This is a genomic window from Streptomyces sp. NPDC004721, from assembly GCF_053601495.1.
The window spans coordinates 1-14,353 of sequence record NZ_JBSGBZ010000058.1; the positions used below are offsets into that span (position 1 = coordinate 1).

The 14,353-nt window shown below is 67.8% G+C and carries 16 protein-coding genes and 1 pseudogene; 11 read left to right on the plus strand and 6 right to left on the minus strand.

Translation table 11 applies throughout. From position 1 onward, the window contains the following. Window positions 1-165: 165 nt before the first annotated feature. Window positions 166-538, minus strand: a pseudogene (locus tag ACWEK3_RS34635) (hypothetical protein). 522 nt (window positions 539-1,060) lie between these two features. On the opposite strand from ACWEK3_RS34635, the gene ACWEK3_RS34640 reads away from it, so the two are divergent. From ACWEK3_RS34640 to ACWEK3_RS34650, 3 genes are all read left to right on the plus strand, one after another. Beyond that, window positions 1,061-1,411, plus strand: coding sequence for a MerR family transcriptional regulator (locus tag ACWEK3_RS34640; protein ID WP_453251473.1), 351 nt, complete (start codon window positions 1,061-1,063; stop codon window positions 1,409-1,411). Between the two features lie 202 nt (window positions 1,412-1,613). Continuing rightward, on the plus strand, window positions 1,614-1,934 hold the full coding sequence (locus ACWEK3_RS34645) for a hypothetical protein (RefSeq protein ID WP_453251474.1): 321 nt from the start codon (window positions 1,614-1,616) through the stop codon (window positions 1,932-1,934). Between the two features lie 64 nt (window positions 1,935-1,998). Further along, window positions 1,999-3,858: a hypothetical protein gene (locus tag ACWEK3_RS34650; RefSeq protein WP_453251475.1), complete on the plus strand. Its 1,860-nt coding sequence runs from the start codon at window positions 1,999-2,001 to the stop codon at window positions 3,856-3,858. Window positions 3,859-4,509: 651 nt separating this feature from the next. Here the strand turns inward: ACWEK3_RS34650 and ACWEK3_RS34655 are convergent. The 4 genes from ACWEK3_RS34655 to ACWEK3_RS34670 all read right to left on the minus strand — a co-directional run bounded on the left by ACWEK3_RS34655 (window position 4,510) and on the right by ACWEK3_RS34670 (window position 7,838). Then, on the minus strand, window positions 4,510-5,349 hold the full coding sequence (locus ACWEK3_RS34655) for a serine/threonine-protein kinase (RefSeq protein WP_453251476.1): 840 nt from the start codon (window positions 5,347-5,349) through the stop codon (window positions 4,510-4,512). Further along, window positions 5,346-5,513 (minus strand): hypothetical protein, encoded by a 168-nt coding sequence (locus tag ACWEK3_RS34660; RefSeq protein ID WP_453251477.1) that lies wholly within the window; start codon window positions 5,511-5,513, stop codon window positions 5,346-5,348. Before ACWEK3_RS34660 ends, ACWEK3_RS34655 begins: the two co-directional genes overlap by 4 nt. Window positions 5,514-6,010: 497 nt before the next feature. Next, window positions 6,011-7,108: a helix-turn-helix domain-containing protein gene (locus ACWEK3_RS34665; RefSeq protein ID WP_453251478.1), complete on the minus strand. Its 1,098-nt coding sequence runs from the start codon at window positions 7,106-7,108 to the stop codon at window positions 6,011-6,013. 40 nt (window positions 7,109-7,148) lie between these two features. Beyond that, window positions 7,149-7,838: a hypothetical protein gene (locus ACWEK3_RS34670; protein WP_453251479.1), complete on the minus strand. Its 690-nt coding sequence runs from the start codon at window positions 7,836-7,838 to the stop codon at window positions 7,149-7,151. Between the two features lie 182 nt (window positions 7,839-8,020). Here ACWEK3_RS34670 and ACWEK3_RS34675 point away from each other — a divergent pair, with 182 nt between their 5' ends. The 8 genes from ACWEK3_RS34675 to ACWEK3_RS34710 all read left to right on the plus strand — a co-directional run bounded on the left by ACWEK3_RS34675 (window position 8,021) and on the right by ACWEK3_RS34710 (window position 13,773). Continuing rightward, complete coding sequence (locus tag ACWEK3_RS34675) at window positions 8,021-8,710, plus strand: hypothetical protein (protein ID WP_453251480.1); 690 nt, start codon at window positions 8,021-8,023, stop codon at window positions 8,708-8,710. A 114-nt stretch (window positions 8,711-8,824) separates the two neighbouring features. After that, on the plus strand, window positions 8,825-9,235 hold the full coding sequence (locus tag ACWEK3_RS34680) for a head decoration protein (RefSeq protein WP_453251481.1): 411 nt from the start codon (window positions 8,825-8,827) through the stop codon (window positions 9,233-9,235). Between the two features lie 13 nt (window positions 9,236-9,248). Then, a complete protein-coding gene (locus ACWEK3_RS34685; protein ID WP_453251482.1) occupies window positions 9,249-10,298 on the plus strand; it encodes a major capsid protein in 1,050 nt (349 codons plus the stop codon). A gap of 1 nt (window position 10,299) precedes the next feature. Continuing rightward, a complete protein-coding gene (locus tag ACWEK3_RS34690) occupies window positions 10,300-10,611 on the plus strand; it encodes a hypothetical protein (RefSeq protein ID WP_453251483.1) in 312 nt (103 codons plus the stop codon). A gap of 74 nt (window positions 10,612-10,685) precedes the next feature. Then, window positions 10,686-11,006 carry a hypothetical protein gene (locus ACWEK3_RS34695; protein ID WP_453251484.1) on the plus strand — a complete coding sequence of 107 codons (321 nt, stop codon included), beginning with the start codon at window positions 10,686-10,688 and terminating at the stop codon, window positions 11,004-11,006. Then, window positions 11,006-11,824: a hypothetical protein gene (locus ACWEK3_RS34700; RefSeq protein WP_453251485.1), complete on the plus strand. Its 819-nt coding sequence runs from the start codon at window positions 11,006-11,008 to the stop codon at window positions 11,822-11,824. The genes ACWEK3_RS34695 and ACWEK3_RS34700 overlap by 1 nt, the downstream gene beginning before the upstream one ends. A gap of 123 nt (window positions 11,825-11,947) precedes the next feature. Next, window positions 11,948-13,246 (plus strand): hypothetical protein, encoded by a 1,299-nt coding sequence (locus ACWEK3_RS34705; RefSeq protein WP_453251486.1) that lies wholly within the window; start codon window positions 11,948-11,950, stop codon window positions 13,244-13,246. Continuing rightward, the gene (locus tag ACWEK3_RS34710; protein ID WP_453251487.1) at window positions 13,243-13,773 is read left to right on the plus strand and encodes a RipA family octameric membrane protein; all 531 of its coding nucleotides are present in this window, start codon (window positions 13,243-13,245) and stop codon (window positions 13,771-13,773) included. The genes ACWEK3_RS34705 and ACWEK3_RS34710 overlap by 4 nt, the downstream gene beginning before the upstream one ends. A 102-nt stretch (window positions 13,774-13,875) precedes the next feature. Here ACWEK3_RS34710 and ACWEK3_RS34715 read toward each other — a convergent pair whose 3' ends face one another. Next, entirely contained in the window at window positions 13,876-14,352 is a 477-nt protein-coding gene (locus ACWEK3_RS34715) for a hypothetical protein (RefSeq protein ID WP_453251488.1), read from the minus strand. Between the last annotated feature and the right edge of the window lies 1 nt (window position 14,353).

A 14,353-nucleotide genomic window follows, 5' to 3' on the forward strand; every position in this document is an offset into this window, starting at 1 on the left:
CGGTGGCGCGAGGGCGGGCTGGGTGCGGACGGCGTTGTCAGCTCTCAGGGCAGGAGCAGGCTGGGGCCGGGCTCTGGTGAGCGAGGGGTGCGGGGGCAGGGCCCCCACCGCTGTGCCGTCGTCCGCTCCGAAACCGCTGGCTGGGCAACGGGCCGCGAGAGCGTCTCACCGGTCGAAGTAGTTGATATCCCCCACGGTCCATGCACTGACGTCCTTGATCGCGACTCGGTACATGCCGCCCGTCTCCGGGATCCCGAGGCTGCCCTGCAGGATCCGGGCGAGATGAAAGTGCAGATGCGTGGGCGCCTCACCGCGACCGGGCCGGTTGCCTCGCGGCCCGCGGGCGAAGACGTCCGAGAACGGGCCGAGACGGTCCGAGCCCTTCAGGACCTCCGCTACCCGCTCCCGCCACATGGCCTCAGGAGCCAGCCGACCGGTTATGACGGCACCGGACGACCACCGTCAGCGACATCTGATTGCTTCGCTCGGACTCCACCGCGGCGGCGACGGCGACGAGCAGCTCATCAGGGTTCGACATGACAGCAGAGCTTATTCGGCCCACCCGTGGCGGCAGGGTTCCTCCTCCGCCGGAAGGATGAAATCTACGTTTGCCAGAGTAGACATTCCTTCCGGCGTGAGTATGCTTCATTGCATAGACAGGGTCGAATGAGACCCGCCAGACATGAACTGGCGGGTGGACTGAAGACGAAGTACGCAGGTCAGTGCGGTCGGACTGAGAGCCGCACTGGGCGGCTCGCACGTCGAGGAGCCGCCAACAGCATTACCGGTTCATTCAGTGGTTGGTACCGAGAGGAACGGAGGAGCAGACGCCATCAGGATCGCCCGGCCCGAGGAGCACTCGGCCCGGGTACCGCAAGACCCCGGATTGGATGGTGGTCCCCGGTCACGCAGCTGCGATCCCCCGCTCCGCCCTGCCGGGCCGGGTAGCGGAAACAGAAGGTCGGCACAGCAGTAGGGCCGACAGATGGTGTTCAATTCCTTCGGGGCCCTGGTGCCGTACGGCACCAGGGCCCCTCGACGCGTTGCACAGCGAGGTGACATGACATCGGACAACCCTCTGAATGATCGTCTGGACGACGACGACTATCCCGCGTACTCGATGGGCCGGGCAGCCGAGATGCTCGGCACCACCGCAGGCTTCCTGCGAGCCATCGGTGAGGCTCGTCTGATCACTCCGCTCCGCTCGGAGGGAGGACATCGCCGGTACTCCCGCTACCAACTGCGGATCGCCGCCCGCGCCCGCGAGCTCGTCGACAAGGGGACCCCGATCGAGGCTGCGTGCCGCATCGTCATCCTCGAGGACCAGCTCGAGGAAGCGCAGCGCATCAACGCCGAGTACCGCCGTGCCGCCAGCGAATCGGCGGGCAGTTCCGGCTCCGGCTCCGGCTGAATCGCGGGCGCGGGCAGTATCCGGGACCCCGACCAGACCGATGAGGAGCCGACCCTGACCAGCTCGCCGCCGTCGCCGGACACATCCCCGACGACCGCCTCGGCGGACGCCGATAACCCCCAGAAACGGCCCCATAAAGGCCAACGGCCCTGCACGCCACGCCAATAAGCGCTGTCCGCCCCGGCTGCTAGCGTCACCGCCCATGACGATCAAGGGCATACTCGGCGCCGCCGGCGTGGCGTGCGCGGCCGTCACGGCGGGCGTGATCTGGCTGTGGCCGCACCCGGACGCACCCCACGACACCAAGCCCCCCACCGACGCCCAGATCAAGGCCTCCGCGCAGGCCCGCCTGGACGCCTCCCTGGACGAGGGGCGCACCTACCGGCAGGTGCTCCTGGACGACGACCAGGAGCCCAACGACGTGACGTGCCAGGCCACCTGGGACCGCAAGCCGCGCGCCAACCAGAAGGAGCTGCGGTACGCGATGTGGATGTACGGCTGCACCCACGCTCCCCAGCCGTAAACGGGGGCGCTGCGTATTCTGGTCGGCGCGGGCGCGGGGCCCTGGTACGCCTGGAGGGGCACCCGTGAGGCTGCGCGAACTGCTAATCGACGCCTGGTCGTGGCTCAACTACAAGCAGGCCATGGCCGATCCGAACCGGCCCGGCCAGCACGCGTTCCCTGAGCTGAACACTTCGTGGGTGCCCGGCGAGGACCTGCGCCGCCTGGCCGCGTACAAGTTCCTCGCCGCGTACGACTCCAACCAGGCCGGGCAGCTCGCCTCCGTCACCGGCGACGACCACGGTGTGGAGCGCCGCGAACTCGGTGATCCGTCCAAGCTGATCGACACCACCCTCGGCTACCTGCTCGGTGCGGAGCAGAACATCGTGGTGCCCGGCGCCGACCACGCCGGCCAGGACAAGCCGACGCCCGAGTCGGTCGCCGCAGCCGACCTGCAGGAGCGGCTGCGCGCCTGGGCGGACAAGGAGCTGCTGCCGCTGCGCGTCCAGCAGTGCGAACGGTGCGCGGTCCGCTCAGGGGACGGCGTCTACACCCTCGCCTGGGAGCCGAGCAAACAGCGGGTGCTGCTGCGCACCTACGACCCCGGCTTCTACTTCCCCGAGTGGGACGAGGGTGAGCAGGACGCGCAGGAGTACCCGACCCGTGTGCACTTCGCGTGGGACCTTGCCGCCGACCCGGCACGCGGCATCAAGGCGCGCGTACGGCGGATCACCTACGAACTCGCCCCGATCAGCTGGGCGACCCAGCCGGGCGCCGTGGACGGGCGTAGCGTGCGCGAGCTGGTCGTCGGCGGCGACGGCGAACCCGTGCTCACCGCCGGCGACACCCTCGACGCGGCGACCGGCACGGTGACCCGCGCCTACCCGTGGGCGCCGGACAAGCCGTCCGCGATCACCTGCTACCTCACCGATGCGGAATGGCTGCTGGAGGACCTGGGGCGCGCCCACGATGTGTTCTCCCTGCCGCCGGACAAGGCCACCTACCGGGTGCGCTCGGACGGGCAGGTCCTCGACCGCCTGGACCTGATGGTGGACTTCATCCCTGTGGTGCACATCCCGAACTCGATCCCGGATGTCGGCGAGCACTGGGGCAAGTCCACCCTGGCGACCCCGCTGCAGCTGCTGGACGAGCTGGCCGCCACCGACACCGACAGCGCGTCCGCGTCGGCGACCACCGGCACACCGATCGTGGCACTGGCCGGGGCACGCCTGCCCATCGACCGCACTACCGGGCAGCCACTGCCCGTGCGGGTGGAGGCCGGATCGGTGTGGCAGCTGTCCGACAGCGGGCGCATGGACACCCTCGACACGTCCGCGCAGCTCGCCGAGCTCCGCCAGCGCATCGACCACCTGATGGACCGGCTCGCCTCCAACACCCGCCTGACCACGGCCGGGCTCGGCAGTCTCGACCCGGCGAAGGTGCCGTCCGGGTACGCACTGCAGCTCGCGTTGAGCCCGCTGGACTCCCTTGTTGGCGCGATGCGCCTGGCCCGCAACCACAAGTACCAGCTGCTGCTGCGCATGGTGCAGCGCCTGCACCAGGCCGGGCAGGTGTGGCCCGCCGGCGAGTCGCTGCCCGCACGCCTGGTGTGGGGGGCGCACACGCCCACCGACCGCACCACCGTCCTCAACGATGTCACGACGGGCTACGTGGGGGGCGTGTTCTCCCTGGAGACCGCGGTGCGGATGCTGCAGGAGGCCGGGTATCCGATCGACGACGTCGCCAAGGAGATCGAACGCATCCAGAAGCGGGCCTTCGACCAGGCTGCCCGGCTTGCCGACGCGACTGGCGACAACGGGGCCGTGCGGGAGTACTTGCAGCTGCCCGAAGCCGACCCCATACCGCCGGTGCCCCTGATTTCCGCGGCCCAGCAGCCAAGCCGCAGCGCGGCGCCGCCGTCCCAGCTGCCGGCTCTCGGTGAGTAGTTGTTGTCTTTTCGTTCTAGAGCGGTGGCGGTCGAACGCAGGTTCCCGGCCAGCGTCGAGCGGCCGACGGCACCGTCCATCCGGCTGGCTCGGCGTCATGAGGCATGGGCGATGCGAGCGAACTCACCGAGGCCGGTGAACGACCTGCTCAGCGACGACGACCGCAACGTCGGATGGGAAGACACCGAGTCGTACGAGTGGACGCGCTGAAACCACCTGGTTCAGAGGAGCCTTCTGATTGTCAGTGAGGGACGGTGCCAGTGCACCACGGGCCATGAAGTGACCGGGCATCAGGGTGATGCCGGTTGTGGGCGCCGATTTCGTCGGGCACGGGGTTCTCGCCCTGCCCGCCTGCGGCCGCGAACAACGCGCCGTCACCGAAGCCCGCACCAATACTCGCGTTCCCGTGCAGGGACGCAGCGCAGACCCTTCTCCGAAGTCCGGCACCGCCCTGCTTCCCCTCTACTTCTGCCACCCGCACAGGAACCGTCCCCGGCCGTCGCGGAGGAGTTATCGCACCGCTGGGTGCACTGGTGAGTAACTGGCCGATGATCTGCTCTCCGGCGTCCGCCGACGGGGGCCGTCCTCGCCGTGGCTCACCCGCAAACCCGCCCTGTGCCGGCCAGGTATGGGCCCTCGGGCCGGGCAGCGTCACTCGGGCAGCGCCGCCTTCAGGGCGGAGGCCAGTCCGGCGACCGTGGGCCGGGACGACGGATCGGCCCGCAGACAGGTGTCGACGGCGGCGGCGAGGGCAAGCGGCAGGCGCCGCCGGGACCCGATCGGCGGGGCGGCCTCCTCAAGCTGCCAATACCGGTCATCGGTGTCATGGCCGTCTGCCGTTGCCTTGCTCGCCCCGCAGGCGACCGGCTCCTCCCCGCAGGCCGTTTCGAACAGCGTGATGCCGATGCCCCACACGTCGGCGGCGGCCGTGAGCGACCCGCCCCGGGCCTGCTCCGGAGCGAGATAGCAGCACGTGCCCAGCCCCGCGGGCGCGGGCCCCGGAGGCCGGGCGAGACTCAGGTCCAGTACCTTGGCGTGGCCGCGATCCACCACTACGTTGGCAGGCTTGAGATCCAGATGGAGCAGGCCCCGACCGTGGAGGTAATGGACCGCCGAACACATCTGCACCCCGAGCAGCGCCACATCGGCGGCGGCCGGCCTCCGCCGCAACCGGTGCACGAGGTGGGACAGCGTCTCACCGGTCAGCGTCTCCAGGACGACGAGCGGCTCGGGCGACTGGAAGATCTCGTAGCCACGGACCAGATGTGGATGGGCGAAGTCCCGCAGCCACCGCCCCTCGCGCAGCAGCCGCTCGTCCAGCCGCTGCTCGCCGCGGTGGTCCGGTCGCACCACCTTGATCACGCACCGGCATTCGCGTTCCTGGCTCCAGGCGTCGTAGACGTCGAGCCAGCCGGTGCGCGTCAGATGCTCCAGGATCATGTAGCCCGGCGCCGGTTTCGTGCCCGGGGCCCAGGGTGCGGGGGCGGTCATGACAGCACCGCGCCCGCGCTGAGCCGGTGCGGCCGGGCGTACGTGCCGTCGCGGCCCGGCAGGTCGTCGTGGGCGCCGTGCTCGGCGAGCGCCATCGCGGGCGCTGCCGCAACGACGGCGTCGGAAGCCTCCGCCGACAGCAGACGCCGCAGTACATGCACCATGAGATGCGCACCTCGGGGGTCTGCGGAGCGGACCAGGGCATCCAGTCTCCGGCCCGCTCAGCACTCGATCTGTCAGTGGCGGCTACGGCGGTGACCCGAACGGTGGCCGCTGCGGTGGTGGCCGCTGCGGTGACGCGAGCCGTGGTGGCCGCTGTGGTGCCTCGACGAGCGGTAGTCGTCACTTCGTGCCGGCATGAGTTTGCTGAAGATAGCCATTGATCCTCCTGAACCTCATTGAGGACGTCTCTTCACTACAGATACGTCTCAGGGCCGGATTCGGATGGCTCGCGAGAAAAAATGCCGTCCTCAGCCTCATCGTGCTGCAAGCCCCCGGGTGCAGCGCACCGTCGCCCGCAGTGATCAACAGGCCCTCGACGTCCGGCAGCGCCGTGCGTCCAAGGGGCATCGGATGGCCCCTGTAACGGAGGGGGCAATCGCAGCAGCCCTCGCCAGCCGGCTCCGAACATGATCGGCCGGACAAGTCCTAGCTGTGGGCGCTACCGAACGAGCGAGAGATGTGGTCGTTCACGATCTGCGTGTTCCGCGCTGGTGCGGCTGTTGCCGGTGCGCGCGGTGACGATGAGGCCGAAGACCCAGCTGCTGAGTTCTTCGGTGGAAACATGCAGGTCGCGGGCGATGTCATGGAGCGTGACGCCCTTGGCCTTCATCGCGGTGAAGACCTTGTCGAGTAGCTGGGAGTTCTCACGGCTGGGCATGCCGGATGGTTCCGACCGCCGATAGCCGAGTTTGCCCAGTTCGATGCAGGCGCGGCGGTAGTGCCAGTCCGACAGCATGTCCAGGTCGTGCAGTCGGTAGGTGAGCGCGAGTGCGGCCACCTTCCAGATCTTCTTTCCGTGAAGGATCTGCTGGACCAGAGGTGTTTTCGGCATGTGCTCCATGACGCTCGTGCGCGGCATGAGGAACGCGCTGGCGAAGGCGTTGGCTTCTTGTTCTGCCTGGGGGCCAGCCAAGGAGCGGTCTTCTCCGTGCAGGACGAGGTGTCCCAACTCGTGGGCTGCATCGAAGCGGCCCCGTTCTGGGGTCTTCAGCGTGTTGAGGAAGACAAAGGGGGTGCCGTCGCGCCACATGGCGAAGGCGTCGACGTCGGCGTACTCAGGGGGGAGGGAGAAGACGCGTACGCCGTGAGCTTCCAGGAGGTGCACCATATTGCTGATCGGCGCTGTGCCAAGGCCCCAGCGGGCACGGACCATATCGGCTGCGGTTTCTGGGTCCGGCCTGCCCAGGGTGGGGATCTCGTTCTGAGGCAGACGGAAGCGGTCTTCGATCCAGGTGTGAAGTTCCAGCGCGAGGCGACTGGCCCAGAGGGCAGCGTCGCGAGGGCCTGCGGCCAGCTTGCTGCGGGCGCGGAAGGACACTGCCTCTAGCGGGACTGGCTCGAGGTCGGGTTGGAAGAAGAATGACTCGGGGAAGTCGAGGGCGGTTGCAAGCCGGGCGAGGGTGTCAGGGGTGGGCTCGGTACGGCCTCGCTCATAGTTGGAGAGGCTCTGCACGCTCACCCCGACGCGCGCTGAAAGCTCGGCGAGCGTGAGACCGCGTCGCTTCCGGGCAGTGGTGATGCGCGAGGATGTGATCATGTCTCCTCGTCATCCTTGATGTCTGTCGGATCTTGTCCTTCTACCGCTCTTCGACGGGAACGACGATGTCACCGGTGGTTTCGACAGCGTAGTCCTTCACGCTCGGGAACTTGATGTCGGGCAGGAGGATCCGACGCTGGTAGCTGTCGACTTTTCCTCCGGGGCCGACCCGGTCAGGGAGCGACAACTCACTGCGCACGGTCACGACTCCCGTCTGCCGGGCCTCGTAGCGGTAGGTCAACAGGTACCAGGTCACCATCTGCGCGTACTCATCGGCGTCTGGCTGTGACCCGTCAGGCTCAACGAATTCGATCTCCTCGAAGGTGAGCTGGAGGTCCTGGTTGCGGGCGACGGCCTGCTCCTTGGTCACGCCGGCCGGTCGCTTGCTGCGAGGGTGGGGGAAGCCAGGGAGGCCGGTGCGGGCGTCTCCGAGGAGGACACCGATCCCCACGGTCTTGTCCTCATTGACAATGAGCGGAGCCTGCAGCGGGTCGTAGGGATGCCAGCCCAGCTCGGTACGAAGGGTGTACCGGAGCTCACGGACGCGCGTGAAGTAGTCCTGGGACCCTGGCGCGTTCTTGGCGTCGTCCTTCGTCATGCCGGCCCGCCGCGCCTGCTCGCTCATGCGGAGAATCTGCTCGAAGTGCTCCACCTTGAGGCCGAGGGCCGCGAGCTGGTTCTCGTGTCCTCCGGGCTCCCCGCCCGGCTGGATGAGGCTGTTGCTGATCATGCGACCTCCGCGCTTATAGGTATCCCCCCTCAAATGAGGGCGGGTTTTTTAAAGAGTAGCCTGCGGGACTGACACCAGGGCTGCACAGAGCGGTAGTTGACGATCCGTAGGGGACACGCGGTTTCCCTCGGACTACACTGATCGACGGCGCGGGGGCGCTGCTGCTGGAGGACTGGATCCGCATGGACAGGCTGCTGCCCGACCCCCGTACGCCCGTCGGCTACCGGCGTGACGGCCGGCCCATCTTCTCCATCCTGGGCGCGGACCCCACTGACCCGTCCAACCATCAACTCCCGCCCGCCCCGAACCCGGCCGCGCCTCCGACGCCGACGCTGGACCAGGAGGCACTGAACCGGCTCCTGGCCCGCGAGAAGCAGCAGGGCGCACGCACCGGGGTCCGTGAGCTCGTCGAGCAGCTGGGGTTCACCAAGGCCGACGACCTGACCGCGTTCGTGCAGCAGCAGCGCGACGCACAGACGGCGGCCCTGTCCGACCTGGAGCGGCGTGAGCAGGCCGCCGCCGACAAGGAGACGGCCGCGGTGCAGCGTGAGGCGCAGGCTGTGGCCCGTGAGCGGGCAGCGGCACGCCGTACCGTCCTCGTGGGGCTTGGTGCGACCGGCGCTGACCTGAAGGACGCCGAGCTGCTCCTGGTCGTCGAGGACGACGCCGACGAGCAGGCCCTCACCGAGGCTGCAGAGGCGTTGAAGGCGCGCAGGCCCGAGCTGTTCGGAGCCAGCTCGGCGCCGGTGCCGCCTGCCGCGCCCGGAGGCTCCCCCGCAGGCGGGCCCCCGCCGCGCGGCGCCAATATGCCCAAGCCCGGCCAGCACGGCGCGGACATAGCCCGCCAGCGCGGCTTCCTGACGGGCAACTGAGATTTCCCACCGGCGGGTCAAGGCCGGATCCGGGGACCACGCCCCTCCTCGTGGACGACGCCACCAGCCGGTGAGCGGACGATCACCCGCTTCGTCGCGTCCACGGGAGGACCCATGACCATTCAGCCGGTCACTACCACCCTGAACCTGACAGCCGACCGGTCGTGGCTGGACAGCCTGCACGGCACCGACTCGGTCGACACGATCACCCTCGACATGTCCACCCTCGTGTCCGGCACGCACTACAAGCCGTCGACCGACACGAGCATCCCCTACAGCCGGGTTCTGTCCGGCATCCCCGTCGGCAAGATCACCGCCAGCGGCCTGTACGGCCTCTACAAGACCGATGCCACCGACGGCCGCGAGAAGCTCGCCGGGTTCGTCTTCGCCGAGGTGCTGTTCGGGCCGGCGCAGACGAAGGTCCCGGCCGCGCTGCTGTGGCACGGCTCGGTGCGCACAGCGAAGCTCCCGGTCCCGGTCACCCCGGTCGCCCCGTCCGCCAGCTGCCAGATCCGCTTCGTGTAAGGAGGCCCTGTCGATGAGTGTTCAGGACCTGATCAAGGACATCAGCGTCGCGGACCTGACGACGTTCGCCCGCTACATCCCCACCCCGGCCGACTTCCTGCTCACGCAGACCGTGTTCGCCAAGGTGTCCGTGCAGGACGTCATGTGGCGGATCAAGAACACCGGCCGCTACGTGAACGCCGCGAAGTACCGGGCGTTCGACGCCTCGGTGCCGTTCGCGGACCGGCAGGCGTGGCAGACGTCCACGCAGGGCATGCTGCCGTCCCTCGGCCAGAAGCTGATGGTGGGTGAGGTCGAGCTGCTGCTGCAGGAGGCCTCCCGAGGCGCGGACGCCTCCCGCCTGGAGCAGCTGCTGTACGACGATGTGGAGCGGCACGTCGAGGCCATCAACTCCCGTCTGGAGCTGGCCGCCGGCGATGTCCTCACGGACGGCAAGTTCTCCCTGCAGGGCGAGAACGGACTCACCCAGGAGGTCGACTACGGTGTCCCGGCCGCGAACATGCCGACCGCGCCGAAGATGTGGTCGGACCCCACGGCGGACATGATCGCGGACGAACTGCGCTGGATCGACTACCTCGACTCCATCGGAGCGCCCACGCCCGAGGGTGTCTTCACCTCGCGGCGCGTGTACTCCTACCTGGGCGGCAACAACGCGTACAGGGCGGCCTATTACGGGTCGGTGAACCCGTCGACGACGCCGACGGCGACGCTGACGCCGCAGCAGGTCGACGTGGTGCGCGGCAACTACAGCCTGCCTCCGATCACGCTCTACAAGGGGCAGGTCCGTGTGGACGGCACCGCTACGAAGTGCCTGCCGGACGACCGGTGGATCATGCTGCCCCCAGACCGGGCGAAGTGGGGCCAGACCCTGTACGGCACCACGGCGGAGTCGCTGGTGCTGTCCCGGGGCGGCAACCCCGCGATCACCCGCGAGGACGCCCCCGGCCTGATCATCACCCGCGGCGGCAAGGATGACCCGGTGCAGATCTGGACCAAGGGCGCGGCCGTGGCCATGCCGGTCCTGTTCTCCCCGGACTGCCACATCACTGCGAAGGTGCTGTGACATGGGGCGGCGACTGGCGGCAGCGGTGCACGTGCAGCACCCGCAGACGAACGAGTGGCTGATCCTGCAGCCCGGTGACGAGCCGGACGAGGACCTGGCCGCGACCATCACCCACCCGGACGCGTGGGAGCCCAACGAGGGGGAACCCGGCGAGAACGGGGAGGGCGCCGACGACGGCGACCGGGAGCCCGCTGCTCAGCGGGTGACGGATCCGGCGCCCTCGCCCGCAGCCACGCCCGAGCCCGAGCCGACGCCTGCCCAGGAGCCGGAGGCGAAGCCCCGGCCCCGGATCCGCAAGCAGGCCGACGCGTAACCCAGCAGGCCCGGTCCGGCACCCCTTGCGGCGGGGGGTGCCGGGCCGCTCTCTCTTCCCGAAAGGTGCTGCCTGTGGACTCCGCTGTCCTCGCCTGGCTCATGGGGCAGCTCGGCCCCGCCACCGACCAGAGCGACCTGCAGACCCGCTACGCCCGGCTCGGCTCCGCCAAGGCTGTCGCCCTGGAAGTGCTCTCCGAGCGGCGGGCGAAGCTGCTCGCCGAGCCTCTGCAGCTGACCGTGAGCGGTGTCGCCACCCTCGACCAGTCCAACAACCTCACCGGCCTGGAACGGCAGATCGCCTCCATGAAGGATGCGACCGCGCCTGATGAGCCGAACGGCGGGGACACCCTGGTCGTCGCCCCGGTGCGGCGTGCCCACGGCTGGCGGCGGTAGTGGGCTACGAGTTCCCACCACTGACGCCCGGCGACGCCGAGACCGTGGCGGCGCGCGTCGCCACGGTGTTGGAGGATGCCTGGCAGCGCCTGGCCGCGCATCAGGCCGCCGTGATTACCGCGATCGGCGACAACGAACGTTCCCGGATGGTGGCCGACCGGCTCGCCCAGTTCCAGGCCGCCATGGTCGACTTCCGGCGCCGTGTAGATGCGGAGGCCCTCGCGTTCGTGTCCCGGCAGCTGCCCCACCTGTACGAGGAGGGGGCGCGTGCTGGGGCGCGCGTGGCCGGCGGGCACTTCACGTGGTCGCTGATCCACCGGGAGGCCCTGCAGTCGCTGGCGTCGGACTCCTACGTCGACTTCCTGCGCCGCTCGGAGGAGCAGCAGCGCATGGCGGCATCGTTCTACCGGGCGGTGCGGGAGGCCTCGCGGCGGGAGGTGCCGCAGCTGGCGGCAGGCCACACCACGGCGTTGCAGGCGGCGAAGGCCCTCGCGGACCGTCTGGCTGCTGAGCATCAGCTGTCGTACGTGATCTACCGCAACGGGGCGAGGATGCCGGTGCAGGTGTGGGCGGAGGCAGCGACGCTCGCCAAAAGCGCCGTCGCCTACAACGCGGGCACCCTGAACCGGTGCCGTGAGCTGGGGGTGCGGTTCATGGAGGTGTTCGACGGCTCCGGGTGCGGCTGGACCAGCCACAAGGACCCCGACAAGGCCGGGGGCACGCTGCGGACGGTGGAAGAGGCCGCTCAGTGGCCGATCTCCCACCCGCGCTGCATGCGCGCGTTCAGCCCCAGGCCGGATGCCGCGGAGGCGGGATGACTGTATGGATAGTGTGGAGAGCTGCGCGGAAGACTGCTTGAGAACCTGTGAACACCTTCCACCTCTGCTGACGGAGCGTTATGTTAGGAGGCCGCGCATCATCAACAGGGGGAAAAAGCGTTCATGTCAGCTGTGCTGCGGCCCACACGCTCGTCTGAACCGGTCGATGACACCATGATCTTCTTCGCTATGCCATACGGGATGAAGCCGCTTCGCCGCGGTGAGCCCCATGTGCGGCATAACTTTAACGATCTCTACGAGTACCAGATCAAGCGACCACTGGTTAAGGCGGGCTTGAGGCCTCTTCGTGCTGACGAAACGCCAGGCGCGGAACTGGTGTCGACGATTGCATGGGACGGCATTGATCGAGCTGGGATCGTCGTGGTCGATTTCTCCGCAGAGTCGGAGTCCGTGGCCCTTGAAGCTGGCTGGGCGATGTGCCTACACAAGCGCATGATCGTCCTCGCCCAGAGCGAGGAGGACATTCCCACCAATCTCCGGGGGCTGCGGCCCATTGTGTACGACTTCAGTGTCAAGGGGCTCGGAGAGCTCGGTGAGAACCTACTGGCAGAGATCGAGAGGCTCCGGAAGCAGCCACTGCGTGAGATGGACCTCAGGCCGCGTAACCCCCTGGTGGCCACAGTGGTGCAGGTGGAGGCGGTGTTCGATGATCGGGTGCGCGTCCGAGATATAGGTAATACAGATCGTTCGGCTGAGCTGTTCCGGTCCGACGTGAGCTACATGGAAGTGCTTCCGCAACAGGGCATGCCCAAGGGCAAGAAATTTCAAGTCAATGGGCAACTGAGAGGCGCTTTCCTGCTCCGGGATGATGTCTACATCTTCTCTCAGAAAGAGATCGAAGATGACCCCTGGGATGCCTGGGAGCAAGCCTACCCGTTGCACAGCACCGTGTCGGCACGGGTGAGCAACGTGGTGGGCAGCGACGCATTCATTGACCTGCCCGGAGGCGGGAAGTCCAGATTCACCGTCTTTCCGGGTGAAGAGGTCGATCGGGACGATGAAGTCCTTGTCGTAATCACACGTGTGGACCGAGTTCTGCATCGAATCGATGTGAGACGAACTGAATCACCACCCACGACACTTCCCCTCCCGGATGTCTACCCCGAGGAGCAGGAACGCTTGTACGCCACCGTGCGAGACGTTCGGTCGGATAAAGGCTTCCTCCTGGTCGACCTCGACAACTACCCGAACATGCCGCGACCGGCGATGCTTCACTTCCGAAAGATGACCCAGGGCCTGAATGAACGGTTTCATTCCGAGCGGGTACTCAAAGGCGAACGCTTGACAGTGCAAATTGTCAGTGTGTCAGCGGACCCCAGACGCCCTGGGCAAATGAAGGTTGATGTCCGCGACCTGCTGCCAGAGGAGCCCTTGCAGCCGGACGAGGAGCCAGCGGCGTGAGCAACCCAACGACGGGTCTCCCTCAGCGGCTTTGGAACGGAGCCGTGACGTCGCATGACTATTCGACGCCGGGGGGTGAGAAGTACCAGGCGGCGGTCCTAGAGCAGTACAAGCTTTACGTCGAGATGGCCGATCGGGTCAGTGCGCGGCGGAGTCTGACGAACACGTTCTTTCTGACTGTGAATACCGCATTCCTAGCGGGTGCTGGCACCATTTTCCGTGCTTCGCTGAACGACGTTCCCATTTGGGGACTCACTCTTGCCGCTCTAGCGGCGTTTGTCCAATGCGTCATCTGGCAACTACTCATTCGCTCGTACAAGCAGCTCAACAAGGCGAAGTATCAGGTGATCGGAGAGCTGGAGAGGAGACTGCCAGCACTTCTCTATGGCGAAGCGGAGTGGAAGGAGTTGGGCGAGGGCGGATCGTGGGACAGGTATGTGCGGCTCACGAACGTCGAGCTGGCGGTTCCCGCAGTCTTCGCCGGGCTCTACCTGGTCGCTGTGAGCGTGGCGATCGCCGTGAGGTGATTTGAACAGCGCGTAGTGCCCACCTGGCACGTGAACCAGATGGGGCAGGCAGAGGGCGCCGATGGATGGCACCGGCAGATACTCGTCTCGCTAGCAGGATGGTCAGTCGCGGCTGGCGCCTTCAGGCCAGATGATGCGGACTGGCACGCCGACGCGCTGTGCGTAGGCCACGACATCGGCGGTCCCGCCGTACCCTCGGGCCGGCTGCCCGTCCCACACGGCGATCATCTCGTCCGCCAGACCCACCACGATCTCGCTGCCCGCCTGGTGGGCTTGCGATGAGGATTCGCGCATACCGGTGTGGTGGACGTCGACGGCGCGTGCCATCAGGTCGTCGTACACCGGGTGGTGCCAGTCGGGCAGGCTGTCTCGGTACTCGGCTGCGGGGATGACGGCTTCCAGGCGGCCGCCGTGCGTGAGGACGGCGTCAGCGAACCAGGAGTCGGGGCCGTCGGCGATACAGCTGATGGCCACCAGGTCCTCGGCGTTGAAGGCTTCGACGACCTTGGCGAGGTCGGCTCGGACTTGGGCTTCGACCTTCGGTGACAGGCCCCGATGGCCCGTGATGCCCACGCGCATG

Coding starts and splice junctions, on each gene's coding strand:
- ACWEK3_RS34640 (WP_453251473.1), top strand. CDS start 1,061: ATGACATCGGACAACCCTCTGAATGATCGTCTGGACGACGACGACTAT.
- ACWEK3_RS34645 (WP_453251474.1), top strand. CDS start 1,614: ATGACGATCAAGGGCATACTCGGCGCCGCCGGCGTGGCGTGCGCGGCC.
- ACWEK3_RS34655 (WP_453251476.1), bottom strand. CDS start 5,349: ATGACCGCCCCCGCACCCTGGGCCCCGGGCACGAAACCGGCGCCGGGC.
- ACWEK3_RS34660 (WP_453251477.1), bottom strand. CDS start 5,513: ATGGTGCATGTACTGCGGCGTCTGCTGTCGGCGGAGGCTTCCGACGCC.
- ACWEK3_RS34665 (WP_453251478.1), bottom strand. CDS start 7,108: ATGATCACATCCTCGCGCATCACCACTGCCCGGAAGCGACGCGGTCTC.
- ACWEK3_RS34670 (WP_453251479.1), bottom strand. CDS start 7,838: ATGATCAGCAACAGCCTCATCCAGCCGGGCGGGGAGCCCGGAGGACAC.
- ACWEK3_RS34675 (WP_453251480.1), top strand. CDS start 8,021: ATGGACAGGCTGCTGCCCGACCCCCGTACGCCCGTCGGCTACCGGCGT.
- ACWEK3_RS34680 (WP_453251481.1), top strand. CDS start 8,825: ATGACCATTCAGCCGGTCACTACCACCCTGAACCTGACAGCCGACCGG.
- ACWEK3_RS34685 (WP_453251482.1), top strand. CDS start 9,249: ATGAGTGTTCAGGACCTGATCAAGGACATCAGCGTCGCGGACCTGACG.
- ACWEK3_RS34690 (WP_453251483.1), top strand. CDS start 10,300: ATGGGGCGGCGACTGGCGGCAGCGGTGCACGTGCAGCACCCGCAGACG.
- ACWEK3_RS34705 (WP_453251486.1), top strand. CDS start 11,948: ATGTCAGCTGTGCTGCGGCCCACACGCTCGTCTGAACCGGTCGATGAC.
- ACWEK3_RS34715 (WP_453251488.1), bottom strand. CDS start 14,352: ATGCGCGTGGGCATCACGGGCCATCGGGGCCTGTCACCGAAGGTCGAA.